Origin of the sequence: Bradyrhizobium barranii subsp. apii, assembly GCF_011516635.5 — a bacterium.
GTDB lineage: Bacteria > Pseudomonadota > Alphaproteobacteria > Rhizobiales > Xanthobacteraceae > Bradyrhizobium > Bradyrhizobium barranii.
Genome location: NZ_CP096255.1, coordinates 3491729 through 3512578 on the forward strand (window position 1 = coordinate 3491729; position 20850 = coordinate 3512578).

Below are 20850 nucleotides of genomic sequence, written 5' to 3' on the forward strand. Positions count from 1 at the left end.
CGATCGGGGGTCCCAGTCCAATGCCGATTGACATTCGATGCCAAACCGCGGCGCCCGTTCAGCGAAAACCGCCTGGCGCATCAGCCGCGAAACCTTCGGAGCCCAATGTGGGAGGTATCTTCGTTTATTTCAACGAGGATCGTCTGTTTGGCGAGTCCATAGTGGTAGAGCCTTATTCTGGTTACCTTCAGCTCTGCTGCAGGATCATCGCCTTCATTGCCGGCTTTGCCCCCGTCGTTATGCCGCCGCCCTATACTCGGCGTTCTTCGTAGCAACGATCTTCGACGGCCGCGGTGATCTACACTTCTCCTGTGTTCACAGGATGGGGCAAGGTCCTCGCCGCCCTCGCGCTAGTTTGCTCGCCTAACAACTCCGAAGTGTTTTTCGGAATGCCATATACGCAGTGGATCATGGCTCCGGTTGTGGCGCTGGCGCTGTACGAGAGCCCGACCACGCGAGGAAGAACAGCGGTCCTGCTCACCTACTTCGCGGTGGTCGGCCTTTCGGCGCCGTTCGTGATCATCGCCGCGCGTTTGTCGCGTGGAAGGCATTCAAAGAGCGGGCCAGCTGTTCCTTCGCCTTGTGCGCGATCACGGTCGCTACCGCGGTCATTCAGCTCCAGGGGATCATTGTCCGCCAGTCGCACAACGCTGCGGACGGCAGCATATTTGAGCGGGCTTTTGCCGCAACAAGCGTCTTCTATAGCTGGGCCAAAGGGCCGCAATATCCGGGAATGTGGATAGCTATAGCGATAGGCGTTCCAACTCTGGCATTTGCTGTCTGGTATTTCTGGCAGAACTGGCAGCTCGGCCAACGCGCGTTCATCTACTTTGTCGCCTATGGCGGCCTGGTCTTGGTGGCAGGCTGCCTCCATGTGGACGCTTCCCTTCACGATCAGCGCTTCCTCCTTGGCTTGAGCCAGACCGAGCTGTTGCGAGAAATCCTCACCTCCACGGATTGTGCCCGGCGCGGCCCTGGAATGCGGGACGGAGTAGAAGAAAATTGATAACAGTCCACAAATGCAGTCCATTCTGCTCAAGATCGCCGACACTTGGTATCGCCGCACCGTGCTGGCCAAGCTTTTCAGCTTTGCCTCGATTGGGGTTGTGAACGTCGCGGTTGACATCGGCGCCTTTACGGCAGCCTTTCATGTTCTCCATCTGCCGTTGATCCTGTCGAATATTGTTGCATGGCTAATTGCCGTCACTGGCTCTTATGCCATGAATAGCAAGATCACCTTCGGCCGTGAAACCGGGGGCGTTTTGAATCTTGGAAAGTATCTTCGCTTTACCGCGTCCGGCATCCTCGGCATGACAGTCGCAACAATGGTACTGGTCGTGCTGTCGCAGTATTCCAATGTTCCCATTGCCAAGCTTGCCTCAATTATCGCCGCGTTCGGGGTGAATTTTTGTATGTCACATTTCCTCGTTTTCCGGACCACTGAACCGGAAATAGGGCGCATCTAAGCGGGTTGGCGCGGGTGGCCAACGATTGTCTGGTTTTGATTCCATGCTTTCATTTGATTCGGGGGACGTTCGATAGGCGGCTGCAATGAACCAAATGAACCAGCGTCCCGGAATTTCGATCTTATGCGGCTCGTAGCCACCTCGTTGGTGTTTTGTTCGCAACACCGCGAGGCGGCTTTGCGCCGGGACTTGGCGCGACTTTTAGCTCGTGAGCGGTTGAGGCCCGAGACCAGAATCCAGCGCATCCAGATCGTCCTCACCGGCGATACCGACGCGGGCGACGAGGGCATAGCGACGAACATAAGGTAGCGCCGCTCCTCCCATCCGGTGCACTTCGACGTACTTAGGCACAGACTGGCCAGTCCGAGGAGATCCATTTCCCGGAGGCGCGGGCGAGCAGGGTAGTGAGGTGGATCTGACCCTGTTCGATCCGGGTGCTCTGGATGGTGGCGATCTCCTGCTGGCTTAGCGCCTTGCGGACGATGTCCAGGCCACTCGCGAGGGAGGCGTAGCGAAAGATTCGATCCCCCTCCCGCGGGAAGGGTGACCGGGCGACAGCGGTGAGAGTCTTCTCCGGATCCATCAGCTCGGCCTGGCTCGCGCCAACGCCGCCGCGATGGTCCCGATTTGCTCACTGGATCGGTGCATGGGAGCCCTCCGCCACCAGGACCTCGGAGCTGATAGCGCCGAATTTGAAACGCTTGGCCTTGACGCCGCGACCGGCTACCTCCTTGGCATCCTCCGGCATGAGCTTCTTGAGGCCGGCCTTGGCAGTTTCATGTTCGCCATAGGCCGCTCGCGTTCGAAGGTAGGTTGTCGCCAGTTCTGACCATTGATTTGAGGTCGTTGTCGACGATCTTGACCGCCTTAAGCGCGAGCGGGGTGTCTCCAGATTGAACAGAGCAGGGGCCTCCCCGCAGGATGCAACGCCAGAACTTCTTTTCGGCCGTGAGCAAAAGGTGCTGGCAGAGGGGATTGGCGTGGATCTTGATCTCAACCCATTCGCCGCCGCCAGTGATGATGGACAGCACTGAAGTTCGGGCGGCTATGACCCACATGTTGTGCTGTAACTGAGCCATGTGTTTGTCGGCCGCCGCCTCTTCGGTGAAACCTGCAACATGAACTTGGCTTCAAACACCGCGCCGCCCTGTTCAACGATCCCGTCCAAGGTCGCCGCCATCCATTTGTGAACGGCGTGGCGGATGCGCTTCTGAATGTCGGTGACGGTGTGGCCGGACGATTTCTGGTACCAGGCGCGATTGAGGACCTCAGTCACCGTGCCAAGCTGAACAATGAGGTTGTTTGAGAGATATTCCGGCTCGACGTCGCCCCGCTTCTCCCGCCAAAGACGAGTGAGCGCATCCGGTCATCGCCGATGAAGATGCGGGCATCGAGCCGCCGATAAAATGGCGTCGGTCGTTCGGATTGAATCGAATGATACGGGTCGGCGTATTGGCGCCATCTGTTTGGACAATCGTTACCGGTATCTTCTAGGCAAGAACAAGCGGCGTTCATTTGCCGCACTGCCCGAAGCCCCGCATCCGCGAGATACCGGCGCTGGATCAGCGTTGGGGGCCCGGTCGAATCAGTAACGCTCCAATCGCACCGGAATGCCAGTCCTTTCTTCAGCAAGAATGTTGCTCGTTTTGGCGGTGGAAATGGCTCTTGTTCGCGGCCGCTTCAACGTAAGGATGGAAGGTTTTCGGGCGGCATCAAAGCTACAAAACGAAGCCAAATCGGACAAATAAGGAGCAAGACCAGGACGCAGCGCGAGCGCTTGGCAAAGCCAGATCCTGCCCGAGCGCGCGATGTATTGAAATCAAGCGGTGATTGTCGGAAGATGTCGGATGCGTGGTACATGTTGAACCAGTCAGATCGTATGCGTAGTGCAGTGTTTTTTGATCGCGACGGTGTCCTCAATGAGGATGACGGCTATACTTTTGACCCGAACAAGGTCCGGTGGGTGGAAGGCGCCCGCCAGGCCGTCAAAGCAGTCAATGACGCCGGATATTTCGCGTTTGTCGTGACAAACCAATCAGGGATCGCGAGGGGGTTTTACGAGGAGCGACATGTTCGCAGTTTGCACGCATGGATGTCGCGTGAACTTGCTATTGTAGGTGCGCATATCGATGCGTTCGAATTTTGCCCACATCACCCCGAGGGCCTGATTGAGCGCTACCGCGTCCTCTGCAACTGCCGTAAGCCGCGGCCGGGGATGATTAGAGCTCTGCTTGAGCGGTATCCGGTAGATATAGGCGCTAGTTTCATGATCGGCGATAAGAAGAGCGATCTTGCCGCGGCGCAAGCGGCGGGCATCGCAGCTTATCTGTTTGATGGGGCAAACCTCCATGCATTCATTGCTCCATTGTTGAAAAATCAGTCCCCTCGTCCTCATCGCACCGACACGGCCGGATAGAACCAACAGCCCTATAGCCTCGCAGTGATTAGGTAAATCCGAACTGCACGGTTTTGAGTGGACACACTGCCATCTCCCGGCCAATCCGCGGCTCTCAATGCGCCTAAAACCTTGGCTCGCTGCAGGCTTTCTAAGCATAAGCAGGGCATATTGGATTATGTTCTGATGCCCACTGACCGCAAAGTGAAGCGAACCATAAGATTTCAGAAGCCCGCAACGTCGCTTGGTGGCGTGCTTTAAAACGGTTGACGCTCTTGTGCGCGCGATCACCCAGAGACTAGCCAAGAAAAGCCGTGTTTCCCGAGCCACGCCAGCACCGCCGAGCATGCGAGCGAAAGCAAGCCGGCGCAAAACCAAGGGCGGCCTCGCGCGGCACTGATCGAGCGCAGATAGAGAAATGCGCCGAGTAGCGTCCCGTAGTTCTTCCGAAAATCCCCGTTGAGCTTCGCAATTTTTGACAACTCGGAAGAGGTCTCAACTACACCCGCCATTGTGCTGGCTCCTCTCACCAAATTTAGGTCCAGCATCTTATGAACCACTGTTTTGCCCGACAGATCAAGCAAAAATTCGACTTTCCGGAAGTAGAAATTCATCATCAGCACCGCTCCCGGTCGCTTGGCCGGCGCCTAAGGAAGGCGGAGCGTATCCGCTCCGCCTGCTCAGTTCAGACGTCACTCGATCTGACATTAGGAGCGCGTCTTCGACGTGGTTGCGAGTCAGCAACAGCACTCTCGATTTTCGTCTCACCGCCTATAAGTCGGTTTTTTAGATCGATGGTAAGCGCGATTTTCTTCGCACGCCGGCGGTTTTGATGGATTGCCCTGGTATCGGGCGATACCGAGCCGTTCAGGCAGTGGCGGCTTTGTGGAAGTTGAAGGGCAGCAGGTCTGTAATATCGGCGTCGCCGGCGCGCTGAGTGTCCGACCGAAAAATAAGTTGAGTGATATCAGCGAGTTCTGATTCCATCGGTGTTGCGAAGCATCAAAGGGATCGAGAATGTGGACTGATATCACCCGGGCACAGTTTGCCCGAGAGGAGCTGCGTTTGCCAAGCGACTTGACGGATGCGGAATGGGGCGTGCTGGAGAGGTTGCTTCCTGTGCGGGCCAATCGCGGGCGGCGCCCGAAATGGAGCTATCGCGACATCGTCGAGGCAGTACTCTATCTGCTGCGCGGCGGATTGCCGTGGCGCATGCTGCCGCCCACTCTGTTTCCACCAATGACCACGGTGCAGTACTATTTCTACCAATGGCGCGACAGCGGATTGTGGCAATCGATCAACCACGCACTCCTGATGCTGGCGCGCGAGGCGATCGGCCGGGAGGCCTCGCCGACGGCCGGCGTGATCGACAGCCAATCGGTCAAGACCACGGAAAGTGGCGGCCCTCGCGGCTACGACGCGGGAAAGAAGATCAAGGGTCGAAAGCGCCACATCGTCACCGACACCCAAGGGCTCCTGGTCGGAGCGATCGTTCACGCTGCCGACGTCCAGGATCGTGACGGCACGCCAGATGTCCTGTGCAGCATTCGCTACCGCTTCCCCTGGCTGCGCCATATCTTCGCCGATGGCGGCTATGCCGGCGAAAAGCTCAAGGCGGTGCTGGAAAAGATCGGCCGGTGGACTGTCGAGATCATCAAGCGCTCCGATGCCGCACAGGGCTTCGAGGTGCTTCCGCGCCGCTGGGTGGTCGAACGAACCTTCGCCTGGCTCGGCCGCAACCGCAGATTGGCCAAGGACTTCGAGCGAACCATCGAAAGCGCAACTGCCTGGCTCTTCCTCGCCTCTGTCCAACTCATGACAAGGCGCATCGCAGCGATAAAAACAGCAATGCAATTTTGAGTCAGGCTCTGAGGCAATTCGGTGAGGACGTGGCGCAACCACGCTAACGGCTCGACACGTGAGGCGCGGCAGGTCAGCATCAGGCTATAGACGACGGCACTGGCCTTGGCTCCGTCCACGGTATCGCTGAACAACCAACTCTTCCTGCCAGTTGCAAAAACCCTGATGTCGCGCTCCAGAAGATTGTTGTCAATCGGCATGCTGCCGTCCCCGGTGTAGCGCGTCAGATATTCCCATTGGTTTCGGGTGTAGGATACGGCGTCGCCGAGCTTGCTGTCAGGCAAGACCTTCGGGGCCATGTCATCGAGCCATACTTTGAGAGCATTGAGGATGGGGACACTATGTTGCTGGCGGAAGCGGCGAATGCAGTAGGCCTGTGTTTCACCCTTCTTCGGTATTCCGTCCCACGCCCGCCTTTCAACCCGGTAGAGCTGTTCAAAGAACCGCAGCGCTTGCTCGGGCGGACCGCCGCCCTTCTTCCTGGCTTTGAGGGCATCGACAAAGCGCCGCCGGGAGTGGGCCATGCATCCAATGTGGGTGGCCCCTTCCAGCGTGCGCCATGCGGTATAGCCGTCACTCATTACAATGCCACGGTAATCGCCGAGGAAGGCTTGCGGGTGGATTTGGCCGCGGCCCGGCTGATAATCCAGAAGAACGATCGGCTCGTGGCTGCCCTTGCCGCTGCGATAAGCCCACATGTACGATGTGCTGGTGGCCCGTTTGTCCTTCTCCTTGAGGACCTGAACCGTTGTCTCGTCGTCATGGATGAGAGGTTGTGATCTGAGCCGCAGCTTCAGGGCGTCGTAGATGCGATGCAGATGCTTCTCGCTCGAGCCAATCACCCAGTGGCCCAAAGCGCCGCGGCTGACAGGAACACCTGCACGTTCGAAGGCCTGCGCCAGGCGGTAGAGCGGCGTGCCATCGACATATTTGTGAACCAGCGCGAACGCCAGCGTCGAGGGCGTGGCAACGCTGCCCGGCAATGGTTGCGGCGGCATCGGCGCGGTCACGACAGGGGCGTGGATCCCGGTGCGATCGCTATGGCGGCACGCATATTTGAAGCGCACATTCTGTAAAACCTTCGCCTTCACCTCGATATGAAGTTGCTCGGTGACAGCCTCGCCCATGCGATGCATCTGGCCACGGCAGCAAGGACACGCCTTCTGATCGTCGGACAGGTCATACTCGACGCGCTCACGAGGTAGGTTCCCCGGCAGCGGCTTGCGGCCGCGCTTCTTTCCCATTGTGTTTTCGACGGGTGGCAAGCCCGTGTCCGGAAGTTCGGCGATATTGTTCGTTTCACTGCCGGCGTCCTCCTCATCGGAGGCCTGCTCGGCTTCATTGAAGAGACGATCAACATGCTTTTCGCTGCGCGGCGCAAAACGATGCAGGCGTGCCAGCGCCAGTTCTTCCTCGAGCTTGGCGACGCGGTCGGCGAGTTGATGGTTCTCCGCCTGCAGCGCAGCAATGCGTGCCAACAGCACTTCAACACTCGGATCGCCGGTTCGATTCATCGAATTCTTGAATCTGAACCGTACCGACGCGTCAACCGCTCAACTCGAGAGCTCAGCCGGCAACCTGATATTGCCGCACCGGATGGCGGACCATCGCATCGATATCGATGCCGTCAAGGATCCAGTGCAATTGCTCCGTCGTCAGCGTGACGATCGCCTCCTGGCGGCGCGGCCATCGGAACCTGTCTTCGGTCAGCCGCTTCAGGACCAGTACAAAGCCGGACCGATCGAAGAACAGAAGCTTCATCCGGTCGCAACGGCGATTGCAGAACGCAAAAACCGCCGGAGTGAATGGATCGAGCGCCATCGTCTCCTGGACCAGGACCGCAAGGCTGTTGATGCCAGCCCGGAAGTCGATCGGCTCACGGTGCAGATAGACCTGCAGGTCATCGCCCAGTCTAAACATCGCCCAGCGCTCCGATGATCGCCGTCAATGCATCCACATCGCCGCATTCCAGCGCGAGCTTCACGCCATTCGGCAGCGACACGCTCACTTTGGCCGGAGAACAAAAAGCTGGAGTCCCTTTGGGTTCCGAACCACGCACTTCATCGTAAGCCGGCAAATCAACCGTCGCCACGCTGTCTTTTCGCGACAGGTCCCGCTCGGACTTCCCCTCAAGCTGAACCGGGATGAACGCCGGGCGTGAGGACGGCGGCAGCGACCTGGTCGCGCTGTGCTTCTTGATCCACTTCCGAAGGAGGTTCGCGTTGACCCCATGTTCGAGTGCAAGCCTCGATACCGAAACCCCAGGCTCAAGGCAGGCCGCGACAAGACGCTCTTTCGATGCCGCCTCGTAGCGCCGGCGACCGTTCCGGCCGACAAGCCTGACCCGCAGTTTCTGATCATCGTCGCTCATCACAAGGTGTCCACCTATTTTGGTGGACACCTCATGCATCAGGACTCTCAAAAGCAAAAGGTGCGGAGAAATTCGCGCTTACGATCGATGAGGAGCCTGGTTATGGGCAAAATGAGAGCATCCAAGCCGCAAAGAGCAGACTGGAACGTGATTGGTTAGTTGATACGCTTGAACTCGTACCGTTCGATCACTTTCGCTTTGTCCGGTTCCAGGGGGTGTGCTTGCTGAGAGGTGCCAAATAGCAATCCAGATGCCTTCTGTTTTGCGACGCTGGCCAACATCAGGGCAACGAGCACAAGGCCAACAGCTCCGACAGTGACAATGAGCTCAGCGAGAAAAGGTGCGGCGCCCGTGCCGAAAATCGGCTCGCGTGGCCCTTTGCCATTGGACCGGTGATCCTCTTGCAGTTGAGTGATTTCAGGCCGTCTGTTTGGCTTGATGAATAGCGGTTGATCGGACCGTGCCGTTTCTTTTGGTTTTGAAGGGTCGATCATTGCTGCTGCGCTTCCGTCTGCAAAGTTTGGTGCGGTTTGCGATCCAATGCCGCGACTTCGGGGCTAGCGGTGGTAGCCGTGCTTGCCGCCCAGAGCTCCCTTGCGACAGGCAAGGGCGATATCTGCACGTTTGCCCACCACGCCTTTTCGTTGCCGTACCGGTGCAAGGCTTCGTGATGCAAGCGGCAGAGAGGCACGGTAAACTCGTCGCTGACCTTGCGGCTCAGTGTTCTAGGTTGAGCGAACTTCAGGTGATGCGCATCCGCCGGGGATTGTTTGCATACGAGGCAGGGATGTTCGCGGACGAAGGCGAGATGTAATTTGTTCCTCTTGCGGGGCGGTTCCTTGGGGATAGCGAGGCCGGTTTGAAAGGCCGTCGAGGTGCGCTCGGCCTCGTAGACCTCGGTGATATCCACTGGGTTTTGAGGGGCGCCAGCTATTGGTTGCATGGGATCTGGTGGCGACTCCAATCTCGCCTGATAAGCAGCCTCGATTGATCGAGCATCAATCTCTTGGAGGGTGTTTTTGAGGGGTAGGCTGGCTTTGGCCCAAGCCAGGAGATCTTCGGTGCCTGCGAGCTCAGTCAGCAACCGCTGACGCAGTGCCGCTGAATCTGGCCCTCCAAGAACCGGCGGTCTGTTCAAAAGAGGTTTGGGCGTCCTTTTTTTCACTTCTGAGGCAGGGCGTTGCTCAGGAGCGGGCGGTACTCCAGCGATGGCATCGGGTGCATCGAGGTCGTCTTCACCTGCGATACCGACGAGCGCGAACAGTGCGTATCGGCGTGTATAGGTTAGCGCCGCACCCATCCGATGCGGCGCCTCGACGTCCTTGCCGGAGCAGACCGGAAGATCGGAGGAAATCCATTCCCCCGAAGCATGGGCGAGCAGGGTCGTAAGATGAATCTGGCCGCTCATTTGCTCGGTTCGGGTGGTCTGGATAGTTGCGATCTCCTGCTGGCTCAGAGTCTTGCGGACGATGTCCAGGCCAGAGGCGAGCGAGGCATAGCGGAAGGTCCGGTCCCCCTCCCGCGGGAAGGGTGACCGGATGACCGCGGTCAGGGTCTTCTCGGGGTTCATCAATTCGGCCTGGGCTCGGGCGAGCGCGGCTGCGATGGCTCCGATATGCTCACTAGACCGATGCATGCGACCCCTCCTCAGACTGGGCCTCGAAGCTGACGGCCCCCGATTTGGAGCGCTTGGCCTTGATGCCGTGGCCTTTTGCCTCTTTGGCATCCTCCGGCATCAGCTTCTTCAGATCCGATTTGGCTGTCTCGTGCTCGCCATGCGCCGTCCGGGTGCGAAGATAGGTCGCGGCAAGTTCCGCCCACTGATTGGACGTGGACATGTCCATGACCTTGACCGCCTCCAGCCGTGGACGCGGCGTCTCGATGTTGAAGAGGATCGGCGGCTCGCCGCGTTGCACGCAGCGCCAGAACTTCTTTTCGGCGGTGAGCAGGAGGTGCTGATAAAGCGGATCGGCGTAGATCTTGATCTCGACCCACTTGCCGCCACCGGTGATGATGGAGAGAACGGAGCTGCGCGCGGCGGTAACCCACATGTTGTGCTGGAGCTGTGCCATGTGCTTGTCGGCTGCAGCCTCCTCTGTGAAGGCCCATGGAAGCATGAACTTGGCTTCGAATACCGCGCCGGTCTGCTCGACCATCCCGTCGAGCGTCGCCGCCATCCATTTGTGAATGGGGTGACGTACGCGTTTTTGGATGTCCTTGATGGTTTGGCCTGAGATGCGCTGGTACCAGGCGCGATTCAGTAGTTCGGTTACAGTGCCGAGCTGAACGATTAAATTGTCGGAGAGGTCTTCGGGTTCCGCCTCGCCGCGTTTCTCATACCAAAGCTGGGTAAGAGCGCCCTGATCGTCGCCCATGATGATGCGGGCGTCCGAACCGCCGATGAAGTGCCGCCGGTCGTGCGGATTAAATTTGAATGTTGGGTTATGCGGCTCTGTCGCGCGGGACGCATCAGTTTGAAGGGTACTCAACGGGATCTCCTGCTTAAAGCTTGCGCGGCTTCTCCGCCGCACTGCCTTAAGCCCCGCAGTCGCGAGGTGAGATGCCGAGGCCGCTTGCGCCCGGCAGAATCAGTAGCGCTCCGATCGGCTTTGAATGCCAGTCCTTTTCGGAGCAAGATTCTTGCTCTTTTGCGCGACTTCTGACCGGAAGGTGCTCAAGGATGCTCGCTCCACCATTTGGGCCATCGCACCTTCTTTGGCGTGCGCGTAGCGTCCACTACGATGCGCTGTTCGGCCGGCGAGAGCCGCCGCGGCAGGCGCTCTAAAGTGGCTTCGACAAGCCACGGTTCGATCGCCATGCGAGCGGTCTCGCGATACGGATCGAGCTTTCTCGCCATACGCAATGGTTCAAGTGCGAGGGTGACGCTACCTGGGTCTACACCTACGTGGACGATTGTCATTGGCTCGCTTTGGCTCTTTTCACCTCGTGCCTGCTCGATCAGTGCCAGCGAAGCCCGTGCCGCTGCGCCATCACCATCGAGGCCGCGCTTTGCCAGATGAAGGAGATATGCTTCAGTCGCCGTGACAAGGCGTTCAGTGCCGCGTTCACGGATCGTAACCATTTGACCGAGCACCGCCTCATAAGGTGCAAGCCGGTGACGACCGCGGGGGCGGCCGGCGGGATTGCCGCTCTGGCCTTTCACGAAGCGCGAACCCTTGGGCGGCCGTCCATAACCGACTTCGTTGGCGTTATTAATCCAACCCATCGGCGTCTCCTGTGAGTCGCTTGGAGCTGTCGCCCCCAAAAATTAGCATGTGAGAATCGCGCGTGCATCGCCGGACCTCGTTGCATTCGCTTTCGGTAAGACTTGCGCCACGACGAGTTCGGTCGAGCCCAAGTTGAGCCGCTGAAGGCTCAAGAAGAAGCTGGGCACGCTCCAAACCCAAATCCGACCTAGTCGGGTTCGGTGCTGCGATCCCGAGGATCACGAGTGCCGCATCGGCATTGTCCGGATCGGGGGAGAAATGCTGCGTGATTTTTGCGTGCGACGGCTGCGTGGGAGCATGTTTTTTCAGCCACGCTTCGCGCGTGATGATCCACTTCTCGACCTGCCGCATGGCCATGCGTTTGCCCGCGAACGCGTCCCTTAGGGTTCGGTGCCACAGTGCTTCTTCCATCGAGATCTCGCGCGCTCTTCCCCCGTGAGTGGTGATCACGGTCTTGTCGAGCAGCACTTCCAAGGCGGAGCCCTCTTTCGCGCGCTTGCTGGAACCGCGTGGTCGTCCCTTAGGGTTGCCGCTGCGGCCCTTGTGAAACCTGCCCGCATTCGGCGAATCCGGGGCTGTTCGATCGGGATCAACAGCAGGCTGAGGAGCGGTCTCGGGCTTGGCGTTCATGACCCTGCTCCTTCCAGGCGTGGCTCAAGGCCGGTTTGCGCCGACCAGCGCTCAAGCGCCACATCGACATATTTCGGATCGATCTCGATCCCGCGAAAACGTCGGCCAGCGCGCTCGGCCGCGAGCAATGTTGTGCCCGAGCCGAGAAAGAGATCGAGCACCAGATCGCCATGTTTGGTGACATCCTTGATGGCGTCCGCAACGAGCCCAACCGGCTTCACGGTTGGATGCAGGGCAAGGTCTTCTCGTCGGCCGCCCCGCATGGAATTGGCAGATGCATAGTCCCAGACATTGGTGCGATTGCGACCGTGCTTGCCAAGCTCGACCATATTGAGATGAGAGGCCGAGCCCACCCGGTAGACGAAGACCAGCTCGTGCTTGGACCGGTACAGCGATCCCATTCCGGCATTGGACTTGTTCCAGATGCAGAGATTGAGGAGATCGCCATAGATGGTTGAGCCCACCGCCGTAACGTCGTCCATGTGCCGCCAGTCCATGCAGATAAAATGGACCGCACCATCGCGGGAAAAGCTTGCCGCGGCGCCAAGCGTGTCTTTGAGGAACGCGCGGAATTGGTCTTCGCTCATCTCGCCTGAGGCCATGGCGAATTCACCGTGACGGCCCGTTGGGTTCGCATTGCCTTCGATCCGGACGTTGTAAGGTGGATCTAGGAACGCCGCATCGATCCGGGCGTCCTTGCCGACAACACGCTCAAGGAAAGCGGCATCGCGGCTATCCCCGCATCCGATTCGATGCTCTCCGAGAATCCAGATGTCGCCAGGTCTTGCTTTCGGAGTTCTGGGCGCGGCCGGAATGACCTCATCATCGGGATCGGCCGCCGATCTCGAGACGATGACGTCAATTTCGCCGGTCGAAAAGCCGGTGAGGGTTGCGTCGATGTCGAGATCAATCGAGGCGAGTTCGCCCAGCTCTGCTTGCAGGATTTCGATGTCCCAGCCGGCATTGAGCGCGATCTTGTTGTCGGCCAATCGCAGCGTGCGTTTCTGGGTCTCCGAGAGGCCGGAGAGGGTGATGGTCGGCACCTGGGCAAGGCCCAAAGCTTTTGCCGCTTGAAGCCGGCCATGACCGGCGATGATGTTGCTATCGGGATCGACCAGTATCGGATTGGTAAATCCGAACTCCTTAATGGAGGCCTTGAGCTGTTCAATCTGCCGCTTCGGATGTGTCCTCGCATTGCGCGGATCAGGAACGAGATTGTTAGCTGGGCGATAGACGATGGAGAGCTGCGAAGATGCCGCGGGTAAGACTGATGTGTTCATGAAACTCACGATGAAGGATCCTCCGTTACCAAATGCACAATGGGTCTGTGCATCCCCTCGACTTCACATCGCCGCTGCAGCAGCACCTGAGCAAGCGCTCGGCTATGAGAGCGTCGCCGCTTTGCGCGGATGAGGGACAACATCGTTGGCGGGACGATAGATAATGGAGAGCTGCGATGGTGCAGCAACCGAGAGGAAATATTCATGAGATCACGTGCGCGCCTCAAGTTACCAAATGTGAAACTCTATCCTCGACTTCCTCTTGCGCGTCCCAGAGGTCCCCAACGCCCGCCGTGGCACCACTGTGCATTCGTCTTATGGTCCTGCGACAGTGAGTTTGAACATTCCGGCCCTGCCAAGAGTCTGCCTATGACAGTATCGTAGCTTTGAACGCGGTGTTGCAGCGGCGCCACCAGTTTGATCGCGTCCAGAGGCGCGGACGCCATTCAATGGCGGCAACATATTCCGTCCGCCGAGTTCGGGCTTGCTCTAACCGGATCGGCCGTGCTCCGTCAGGACAGGAAAGCTGTTGCGCAATCGCGAGATATTCGAGACGAGCATTCGATTTTCATCTCGTCCGCGCAAATGCCTCAAGGTTGGGAGAGAAGGCGGGCGCGAGATTTTATCCAGATCGCCTCCTGTTCGCGGCCTGTTATTGGCATTAACAGGAAAGTGCCGGCAGCGATGCCGAAGCCGCGGAAAACATTACCCAAAGCAGGCTAGCCAATATTCGTGGACTCGGTGAGAACCTGTTCTTAGACCGTCTTTTTTGAGAAATTCCCTGTTATTTCGCTGTGGCGGACATTGGATGATCGGTTGCTCACCGCTCGTCCGCGATCACCTTGCCGTCGTTCGGCAGTGCGCCCGGGCTGACCAGTTCGACATTGCCGCCGAGCTTCGTCACCGTGCGCAAGCTGGCCGCGATGTCCTCCCGTAGCGCATTGCTTGCGGCCGCCGTTTCCGCTCTCAGCGTCATCGCGTCGGTCTCGCCCTGGCGCGTGACGAGGAGGCGCAGCCGCCCGAGCGCGGGATGGCGCTTGCCGATTTCGGCGATCTGCTCGGGACGGACGAACATGCCCTTGATCTTGGTGGTCTGGTCGGCGCGGCCCATCCAGCCCTTGATGCGCATGTTGGTACGGCCGCATTTGCTCGGGCCCGGCATCACCGCGGTGAGGTCGCCGAGCGCGAGACGGATCCAGGGATGGTGCGGATCGAGCGAGGTCACCACGATCTCGCCGACGTCGCCCGGCGCGACGGGATCGCCGGTGCCGGGTTTGACGATCTCCATGATGAGATCCTCGTTCACGACCATGCCCTCGCGCGCGTCGGTCTCGAAGGCGATGAGGCCGAGGTCGGCGGTGCCGAAGGCCTGGTATGCGTCGATGCCGCGCGCCTTGATCTCGGCTTGGAGCGAGGGAGGGAAGGCCGCACCCGAGACCAGCGCGCGCTTGATCGATGAGACGTCGCGCCCCGAGCCTGCTGCGGCATCGAGCAGAATCTTCAGAAAGTCCGGCGTGCCGCTGTAGCCGACCGGACGGTAGGCCTCGATCAGCTCGAATTGCTGCTCGGTATTGCCGGGACCGGCCGGGATCACCGCGCAGCCGAGCGCACGCGCCGAGGCATCGAAGATGAAGCCGCCGGGGGTGAGGTGGTAGCTGAAGGTGTTGAGCACGATGTCATCGGGGCGGAACCCGGCCGCGAACAGCGCCCGCGCACCGCGCCAGGGATCGGCCTGCCGCCCTTCAGGCTCGAAGATCGGACCGGGAGAGGTGAAGAGGCGAGCGAACGATCCCGGGGATGCCGGCACGAAGCCGCCGAAGGGCGCTGAGGCCTTGTGCAGGGCCGGCAGCTCCGACTTGCGCAGCACCGGCAGGCCCGCCAGCGCCGCCCTGGAGGTCACGGCGGCCGGATCTATGCCCTTCAGCCGCTCGGCGTAGGCGGGTGCGGCCATTGCGCCGCGCAGCACGTCCGGCAGGCGGGAGAACAGCTCCGCCTCGCGCACGGCTGGTTCGCGCGTCTCGCGGGCGTCGTAATGGGCGGTCATGGCTGGTCTTTCCGGGTTGGCATCCGTTGCACGCCGCCGCCGGCATGGGTATCAGACGGCCAGTATCGAGGCGTGGAGAGGACGCGATGGCGGACGAAGGCATCATTGTGGCGGACGAGGCGGCGGACGTCGTCGCGCGCCTGAAGCGCCGCATGATCGAAGAGGCGCTGCCGCTGTGGTCGTCCGTCGGCTGGGACGATGCGGCAGGCGGTTTCGTCGACCGGCTGCACCGTGACGGCACGGCCGACACGGCCGCACCGCGGCGCGTGCTCGTGCAGGCGCGCCAGATCTATTGTTACGCCAAGGCGGCGCAGATGGGCTGGTACCCTGGGGGGCGCGACATCGCGCTGAAGGGGCTGGAGCATCTGCTCAGCAAAGCGAAGGCGCCCGACGGCCGGCCTGGCTACGTGCACCGGCTGACGCCGGACGGCGCCGTGCTGGACGGCCGACGCGATGCTTACGACCACGCCTTCATCCTGTTTGCGCTCGCGGCCGCCTACGGGCTCGACCAGGATGCGCAAATTCGCGCCGAGATCGATGCGCTGCTCGCCTTCCTCGACGGCCATCTGCGCTCGCCGCATGGCGGCGTGCATGAAGGCCTGCCGGTCTCGCTGCCGCGCCGGCAGAACCCGCACATGCATCTGTTCGAGGCGATGATCGCGTGCTTCGATGCGACCCACGATCTGTCGTTCCAGAACCGCGCCGGCGAGTTCTTCGCGCTGTTCCTCGCCAATCTCTACGACAAGCAGAATCGGATCCTGACGGAGTATTTCGAGGAGGACTGGTCCAAGATCGAGCCCGTCAGCGTCGAGCCCGGCCATCAGGCCGAGTGGGTCTGGCTGCTGAAAGGGTTTGAACGCATCACGGGTTGCCCGACCGGACAGCGTCGCGCCGAACTGCTCGCCACCGCGCTGCGCTATCGCGATGAGGCCACGGGGTGCCTGGTCGACGAGGGCGATGCCAACGGCAACATCCGTCGCAGCACGCGCCGGCTGTGGCCGCAGACAGAGATGGCCAAGGCGTGGATCGCGCAGGCCGAGTCCGGCGAGGCGGGCGCTGCGGACGAGGCGCGCGCCGCGCTGGTGCGGCTCGAACGGCATTATCTCAGCCATCCCGTGAAGGGCGGCTGGTACGACCAGTTCGATCGCGACGGCAAATCGCTGGTCGACACCATTCCTGCGTCGTCGTTCTATCATGTTCTCTGCGCAGTCACGGAAGCGGAGCAGGTGCTGAGCTGAGTTTCACAGCCACCGTTTGCGCCGCTTGAAGCTCTTGAGGTTCTTGAAGCTCTTGCGCTGATCGCCGGCGCCGCCGAGGTAGAACTCCTTGACGTCCTCGTTGTCGCGCAGCTCGTCCGCGGTGCCGTCGAGCACGACCTTGCCCTGTTCCATGATGTAGCCGTGGCTCGCTACCGACAGCGCGGCGCGGGCGTTCTGCTCGACCAGCAGGATAGTGACGCCGAGGTCGCGGTTGATCTTCTGGATGATCGAGAACACCTCTTTCACCAGCAGCGGCGACAGGCCCATCGACGGCTCGTCCATCAAGATCATCTTCGGCCGCGCCATCAGCGCGCGGCCGATCGCGAGCATCTGCTGCTCGCCGCCGGAGAGATAGCCGGCAAGGCCGGTGCGCTCCTTCAGGCGCGGGAAATAGTTGAAGACCATGTCGAGATCGGCATCGACCTCGCGGTCCCTGCGGGTGAAGGCGCCGAGCTTGAGGTTTTCGAGCGACGTCATGTCGGCGACGATGCGCCGGCCCTCCATCACCTGGAAGATGCCGCGACGCACGATCTTGTCGGGATCGATGCCGGCGATGGCGGAGCCCTCGAACAGGATCTCGCCACGCGTGACCTCGCCGTCCTCGGTCTTGAGCAGCCCCGAGATCGCCTTCAGCGTCGTCGACTTGCCGGCGCCGTTGGCCCCCAACAACGCCACGATCGCGCCCTTGGGCACGTCGAGGCTGAGGCCGCGCAGCACCAGGATGACGTCGTCATAGACGACCTCGATGTTGCGGACGGCGAGGAGGGGCGGTGCGGGCACGGCGGTTGGGGAGGGACGCTCGATGTGAGCCGTTTCACTCATGGTCAGTTACTCTCTCGGTGTCGTCGCCCGGCTTGACCGGGCGACCCAGTATTCCAGAGATGTCGAAGCCTCACTCGAGAGGCCGCGGCGTACTGGATCCCCCGCTCCAGTGCGCACTGCGCACAAGGCGGGGGATGACAGTTGTGTGCGTGGTGAAAGCCGGGCTCACCACCCCAGCAGTTCCGGCTTGCGCGGCAGCTCGATGGTCTTGACCTTCTCGAGCTTGATCGTGCCCTTGGCCATGAGGTCATTGAGGTCGCCGTCGGTCGCGCCCGCGATCTTAGTGCGATAGAGGTCGACCTTCAGCGTGCCGCGGTGGTCCTTGTCGGTCCAGGTCGAGGCATTGCAGACGCCTTCCATGCCCGACGGCACCCAGTCCTTCTTCTGGTAGAAGCCCTTCACGACGTTGTCGCCGGTGGCGCCGCCGTTCTTGGCGGCCCAGTCGAGCGCCTCCTTCATGTAGAGCGCCGAGCAGACAGCGGCGATGTAGTGCACCGGCCGGTAGACTTTGCCGCTGGGGTCGGACATCTTCGAGATCTCCATCACCGTCTTCATGCCGGGCGCATCGCCGCCCCAGCTCACCGCGGTGCGTAGCGGGAAGATCACGCCGTTGGCGGCATCGCCGGCGGTCTTGGCGGCGTTCTCGTCCATGCCCCAGACATTGCCGAGGAACTGGATCTCGACGCCGGCGGTCTTGCAGGCCTTCATCACCGAGATGTTGGAAGCGGCGGTGTTGCCGAGATAGGCGTAGTTGGCGCCCGAGGATTTCAGGCTCAGGCACTGCGCGCTGTAGTCACCCGGTGTGAGCGCGAACACCAGCGGCGGCAGCACCTCGAAGCCGAGCTCCTGCGCCATGGCTTCGCCTGCGGCCTTCGGCGCGTTCGGATAGGGGTGGTTGGCGCCCATGTGCACGAACTTCGGCTTGCCGGGCTTGCCCTTGGCCTTCCAGTCCTCGGCCGCCCACATCAGCATCGCGCGCAGCGAGTCCGAATAGCTCGGGCCGTAGAAGAAATTATAAGGCGCAGGCTTGGCCTTGCCGCTGACGCCCTCGGGATCGGTGAGGGCTGCGGCATAGGAGCCGGAGAGGTCGGGGATCTTGTCCTGGGCGAGGAAGCCGGTCAGCGCTTCGGTGTCTGCGGTGCCCCAGCCCATGATCGCGGCGACCTTCGAGTCCGGCGCCGACCATTTCTTGTAGAGCGCGATCGCGCGCGGCACCTGGTAGCCGTAATCGTTGGTATCGACGCTGAGCTGCTTGCCGCCGACGCCGCCGTTCTTGTTGACCCAGGCGAAGGTGTCGGCGACGGCCTGGCCGTAGGGCGTGCCGACGTCGGAGGTGCCGCCGGAATAATCGGCGAGATGGCCGATCGCGATCTGCGCCTGCGCGCCGGCCGAGAATGCGGCGATCGCCAGCGCGAGCGATGCAGTGCTCAAAAGGGATTTTGTCTTCATTGGTTGCCTCCTCCTGTTTATTAGTTGGTTAGCGAGTTGCCCGTGCTCAATGCGAGAACGGGTAGAGTTTCCAGTACGCCTTGATCTGTCGCCAGCGATGGGCGAGCCCGTCCGGCTCGAACATCAAGAACGCGATGATGATCACTCCGATCGCGATCTCGCGCAGGAAGGTGATGTTGGTGTTGAGGGACAGCGCCTTGTCGATCGCGCCACCCTTCAGGTAGAGGCTGATGAATTCCATCGTCTCAGGCAGCAGCACCACGAAGGCGGTGCCCATCAGCGTGCCCATGATCGAACCGGTGCCGCCGATGATGATCATGGCGAGGAACAGGATCGAGCGCTCGATGCCGAAACCCTCCTGCGAGACCACGAGCTGGTAGTGGGCATAAAGCGCGCCGGCGATGCCGGCGAAGAAGGCGGCCAGCCCAAACGACAGCGTGCGGTATTTGGTGAGGTTGATGCCCATGATCTCGGCGGAGAGATAATGGTCGCGGATCGCCACCAGCGCACGGCCGTCGCGTGTGCGCATCAGATTGGTGACGAGAACGTAGCTCGCGACCACATAGGCCAGCACGACATAGAAATATTGCCGGTCGCCGCGCAGCGTGAAGCCGAAGATCGAGAACGGATTGGCGCTGGCCGGCACCGAGCCGCCGGTGAACCACTCCGCGCGGGAGAAGAAGTCGAGCAGGATATATTGCGCCGCCAGCGTTGCGATGACGAGGTAGAGCCCCTTCAGTCGCGCCGCCGGAATGCCGAAGATCAGCCCGACCAGCGCGGTGACGACGCCCGCAAGCGGGATCGCGAAGAACACCGGGATCGGCGCGTTGTTGGAGATGTAGGCCGAGGTGAAGGCGCCGAGCAGGAAAAAGGCGGCATGGCCGATCGAGATCTGGCCGGTAAAGCCGACCAGGATGTTGAGGCCGAGCGCCGCGATCGAGAAGATGCCGATCTGGATCAGGATGCTGAGCCAGTACCCGCCAAGGAATTGCGGCACGAGGCAGAGCAACAGCACGCCGATGATCGCAAAGTTGCGGCTGGTCGTGGTCGGGAAGATCGTGGTGTCCGCCGCGTAAGAGGTGCGGAAATCACCAGCAGGGATGAGGGCAGGGCCGGCCATGGATCAGACCCGCTCGATGTCGTGGGTGCCGAACAGGCCGTAGGGCTTGATCATCAGCACGATGATGAGGACGTAGAACGGTGCGATCTCGTAGAGATTGCCCCAGTGCAGATACTCGCTGTCGACATATTGCGCGATGTTCTCGAGCAAGCCGATGATGATGCCGCCGAGCACGGCGCCGCCGACGGAATCGAGCCCGCCGAGGATCGCCGCCGGGAACACCTTGATGCCGTAGGCCGCAAGTCCCGAGGACACGCCGTTGACGACGGCGACCACCACGCCCGCGACCGCCGACACTGTCGCGGAGATCGCCCACGCCATCGCGAACACGCTCTTGACGGAGATGCCGAGCGACTGCGCGACCTGCTGGTTGAACGCGGTGGCGCGCATCGCGAGGCCGTATTTGGAGGCGCGGAAGAACCAGGCCATGCCGATCATCATCGCGACCGAGACCACGAGGCTCATGACATAGACGGTCTGGATCTGAAGCCCGAGCAGGCTGACCGACTGGCTCTCGAACACGCGCGGGAACGGTTGCGGATTGACGCCGAACATCCATTTCAGCGTGGCCTGGAGCACGGTCGAGAGGCCGATCGTCACCATGATCACCGAGATGATGGGTTCGCCGATCATCGGTCTCAGGATCAGGACCTGGATCGCGATGCCGAATACGAACATGAACACCAGCGTCATCGGCATGCCGATCCAGAACGGCACCTGGTACTTCGCAAGCAGCGCCCAGCACACCCAGGCGCCGACCAGCAGCAGTTCGCCTTGCGCGAAGTTGACGACCTGCGTCGCCTTGTAGATCAGCACGAACGACATCGCGACCACGCCATAGAGCGTGCCGACCACGAGGCCGTTGACCAGGAGCTGGATGAGGAAGGCGGTGTTCATGTCGATGTCCGCGCAAAATGCAGAAGCGAT

At 60.8% G+C, this 20850-nt stretch carries 20 protein-coding genes and 2 pseudogenes; 5 read left to right on the plus strand and 17 right to left on the minus strand.

Features of this window, described 5'->3' with window-relative positions:
- Nucleotides 1-580: 580 nt before the first annotated feature.
- Together HAP41_RS16625 and HAP41_RS16630 are read left to right on the plus strand one after the other, a co-directional pair.
- Nucleotides 581-1006, plus strand: a complete 426-nt coding sequence (locus tag HAP41_RS16625) for a hypothetical protein (RefSeq protein WP_166099647.1) — start codon at nucleotides 581-583, stop codon at nucleotides 1004-1006.
- 13 nt (nucleotides 1007-1019) lie between these two features.
- Nucleotides 1020-1466, plus strand: coding sequence for a GtrA family protein (locus tag HAP41_RS16630; protein WP_166099645.1), 447 nt, complete (start codon nucleotides 1020-1022; stop codon nucleotides 1464-1466).
- A 343-nt stretch (nucleotides 1467-1809) separates the two neighbouring features.
- On the opposite strand, the gene HAP41_RS16635 is transcribed toward HAP41_RS16630, so the two are convergent.
- Both HAP41_RS16635 and HAP41_RS16640 read right to left on the minus strand, forming a co-directional pair.
- Nucleotides 1810-2049 (minus strand): hypothetical protein, encoded by a 240-nt coding sequence (locus tag HAP41_RS16635; protein WP_224580812.1) that lies wholly within the window; start codon nucleotides 2047-2049, stop codon nucleotides 1810-1812.
- A gap of 48 nt (nucleotides 2050-2097) precedes the next feature.
- Nucleotides 2098-2905: pseudogene (locus HAP41_RS16640) on the minus strand (YqaJ viral recombinase family protein).
- Between the two features lie 419 nt (nucleotides 2906-3324).
- Here HAP41_RS16640 and HAP41_RS16645 point away from each other — a divergent pair.
- Complete coding sequence (locus tag HAP41_RS16645) at nucleotides 3325-3882, plus strand: D-glycero-alpha-D-manno-heptose-1,7-bisphosphate 7-phosphatase (RefSeq protein ID WP_224580811.1); 558 nt, start codon at nucleotides 3325-3327, stop codon at nucleotides 3880-3882.
- Nucleotides 3883-4148: 266 nt separating this feature from the next.
- On the opposite strand, the gene HAP41_RS16650 is transcribed toward HAP41_RS16645, so the two are convergent.
- Complete coding sequence (locus tag HAP41_RS16650) at nucleotides 4149-4478, minus strand: hypothetical protein (RefSeq protein ID WP_166050781.1); 330 nt, start codon at nucleotides 4476-4478, stop codon at nucleotides 4149-4151.
- Nucleotides 4479-4878: 400 nt separating this feature from the next.
- On the opposite strand from HAP41_RS16650, the gene HAP41_RS16655 reads away from it, so the two are divergent.
- Complete coding sequence (locus HAP41_RS16655; protein WP_166072549.1) at nucleotides 4879-5721, plus strand: IS5 family transposase; 843 nt, start codon at nucleotides 4879-4881, stop codon at nucleotides 5719-5721.
- Between the two features lie 8 nt (nucleotides 5722-5729).
- Here the strand turns inward: HAP41_RS16655 and tnpC are convergent.
- The 10 genes and pseudogenes from tnpC to HAP41_RS16705 form a co-directional block, all read right to left on the minus strand.
- Nucleotides 5730-7235, minus strand: a pseudogene (tnpC, locus tag HAP41_RS16660) (IS66 family transposase); the annotation flags it as partial.
- A 52-nt stretch (nucleotides 7236-7287) separates the two neighbouring features.
- Nucleotides 7288-7641 (minus strand): IS66 family insertion sequence element accessory protein TnpB, encoded by a 354-nt coding sequence (gene tnpB, locus HAP41_RS16665; protein ID WP_166073804.1) that lies wholly within the window; start codon nucleotides 7639-7641, stop codon nucleotides 7288-7290.
- Nucleotides 7634-8092 (minus strand): IS66-like element accessory protein TnpA, encoded by a 459-nt coding sequence (tnpA, locus tag HAP41_RS16670; protein ID WP_166073826.1) that lies wholly within the window; start codon nucleotides 8090-8092, stop codon nucleotides 7634-7636. Before tnpA ends, tnpB begins: the two co-directional genes overlap by 8 nt.
- 155 nt (nucleotides 8093-8247) lie before the next feature.
- Nucleotides 8248-8586 (minus strand): hypothetical protein, encoded by a 339-nt coding sequence (locus tag HAP41_RS16675; RefSeq protein ID WP_166099642.1) that lies wholly within the window; start codon nucleotides 8584-8586, stop codon nucleotides 8248-8250.
- Complete coding sequence (locus HAP41_RS16680) at nucleotides 8583-9728, minus strand: ERF family protein (protein ID WP_166099640.1); 1146 nt, start codon at nucleotides 9726-9728, stop codon at nucleotides 8583-8585. The genes HAP41_RS16675 and HAP41_RS16680 overlap by 4 nt, the downstream gene beginning before the upstream one ends.
- Nucleotides 9715-10581, minus strand: a complete 867-nt coding sequence (locus HAP41_RS16685; RefSeq protein ID WP_166099638.1) for a YqaJ viral recombinase family protein — start codon at nucleotides 10579-10581, stop codon at nucleotides 9715-9717. Before HAP41_RS16685 ends, HAP41_RS16680 begins: the two co-directional genes overlap by 14 nt.
- 185 nt (nucleotides 10582-10766) lie before the next feature.
- Nucleotides 10767-11318 carry a DUF5681 domain-containing protein gene (locus tag HAP41_RS16690; protein ID WP_166099635.1) on the minus strand — a complete coding sequence of 184 codons (552 nt, stop codon included), beginning with the start codon at nucleotides 11316-11318 and terminating at the stop codon, nucleotides 10767-10769.
- Entirely contained in the window at nucleotides 11305-11949 is a 645-nt protein-coding gene (locus HAP41_RS16695; RefSeq protein ID WP_175618113.1) for a DUF5681 domain-containing protein, read from the minus strand. Before HAP41_RS16695 ends, HAP41_RS16690 begins: the two co-directional genes overlap by 14 nt.
- Nucleotides 11946-13229 carry a site-specific DNA-methyltransferase gene (locus HAP41_RS16700; protein ID WP_166105956.1) on the minus strand — a complete coding sequence of 428 codons (1284 nt, stop codon included), beginning with the start codon at nucleotides 13227-13229 and terminating at the stop codon, nucleotides 11946-11948. The genes HAP41_RS16695 and HAP41_RS16700 overlap by 4 nt, the downstream gene beginning before the upstream one ends.
- A gap of 820 nt (nucleotides 13230-14049) precedes the next feature.
- Nucleotides 14050-15273, minus strand: a complete 1224-nt coding sequence (locus tag HAP41_RS16705; protein ID WP_166099634.1) for a phenylacetate--CoA ligase family protein — start codon at nucleotides 15271-15273, stop codon at nucleotides 14050-14052.
- An 86-nt stretch (nucleotides 15274-15359) separates the two neighbouring features.
- Between HAP41_RS16705 and HAP41_RS16710 the strand changes: the two genes are divergently transcribed.
- On the plus strand, nucleotides 15360-16511 hold the full coding sequence (locus tag HAP41_RS16710) for an AGE family epimerase/isomerase (RefSeq protein WP_166099632.1): 1152 nt from the start codon (nucleotides 15360-15362) through the stop codon (nucleotides 16509-16511).
- Nucleotides 16512-16514: 3 nt separating this feature from the next.
- Here the strand turns inward: HAP41_RS16710 and HAP41_RS16715 are convergent, their stop codons facing one another.
- The 4 genes from HAP41_RS16715 to HAP41_RS16730 form a co-directional block, all read right to left on the minus strand.
- Nucleotides 16515-17354: an ABC transporter ATP-binding protein gene (locus tag HAP41_RS16715; protein WP_166099630.1), complete on the minus strand. Its 840-nt coding sequence runs from the start codon at nucleotides 17352-17354 to the stop codon at nucleotides 16515-16517.
- Nucleotides 17355-17519: 165 nt separating this feature from the next.
- Nucleotides 17520-18803 carry an ABC transporter substrate-binding protein gene (locus HAP41_RS16720; protein WP_166099628.1) on the minus strand — a complete coding sequence of 428 codons (1284 nt, stop codon included), beginning with the start codon at nucleotides 18801-18803 and terminating at the stop codon, nucleotides 17520-17522.
- Nucleotides 18804-18849: 46 nt separating this feature from the next.
- Complete coding sequence (locus HAP41_RS16725; RefSeq protein ID WP_041960455.1) at nucleotides 18850-19923, minus strand: branched-chain amino acid ABC transporter permease; 1074 nt, start codon at nucleotides 19921-19923, stop codon at nucleotides 18850-18852.
- A gap of 3 nt (nucleotides 19924-19926) precedes the next feature.
- Nucleotides 19927-20820: a branched-chain amino acid ABC transporter permease gene (locus HAP41_RS16730; protein ID WP_166099625.1), complete on the minus strand. Its 894-nt coding sequence runs from the start codon at nucleotides 20818-20820 to the stop codon at nucleotides 19927-19929.
- Nucleotides 20821-20850: the final 30 nt, after the last annotated feature.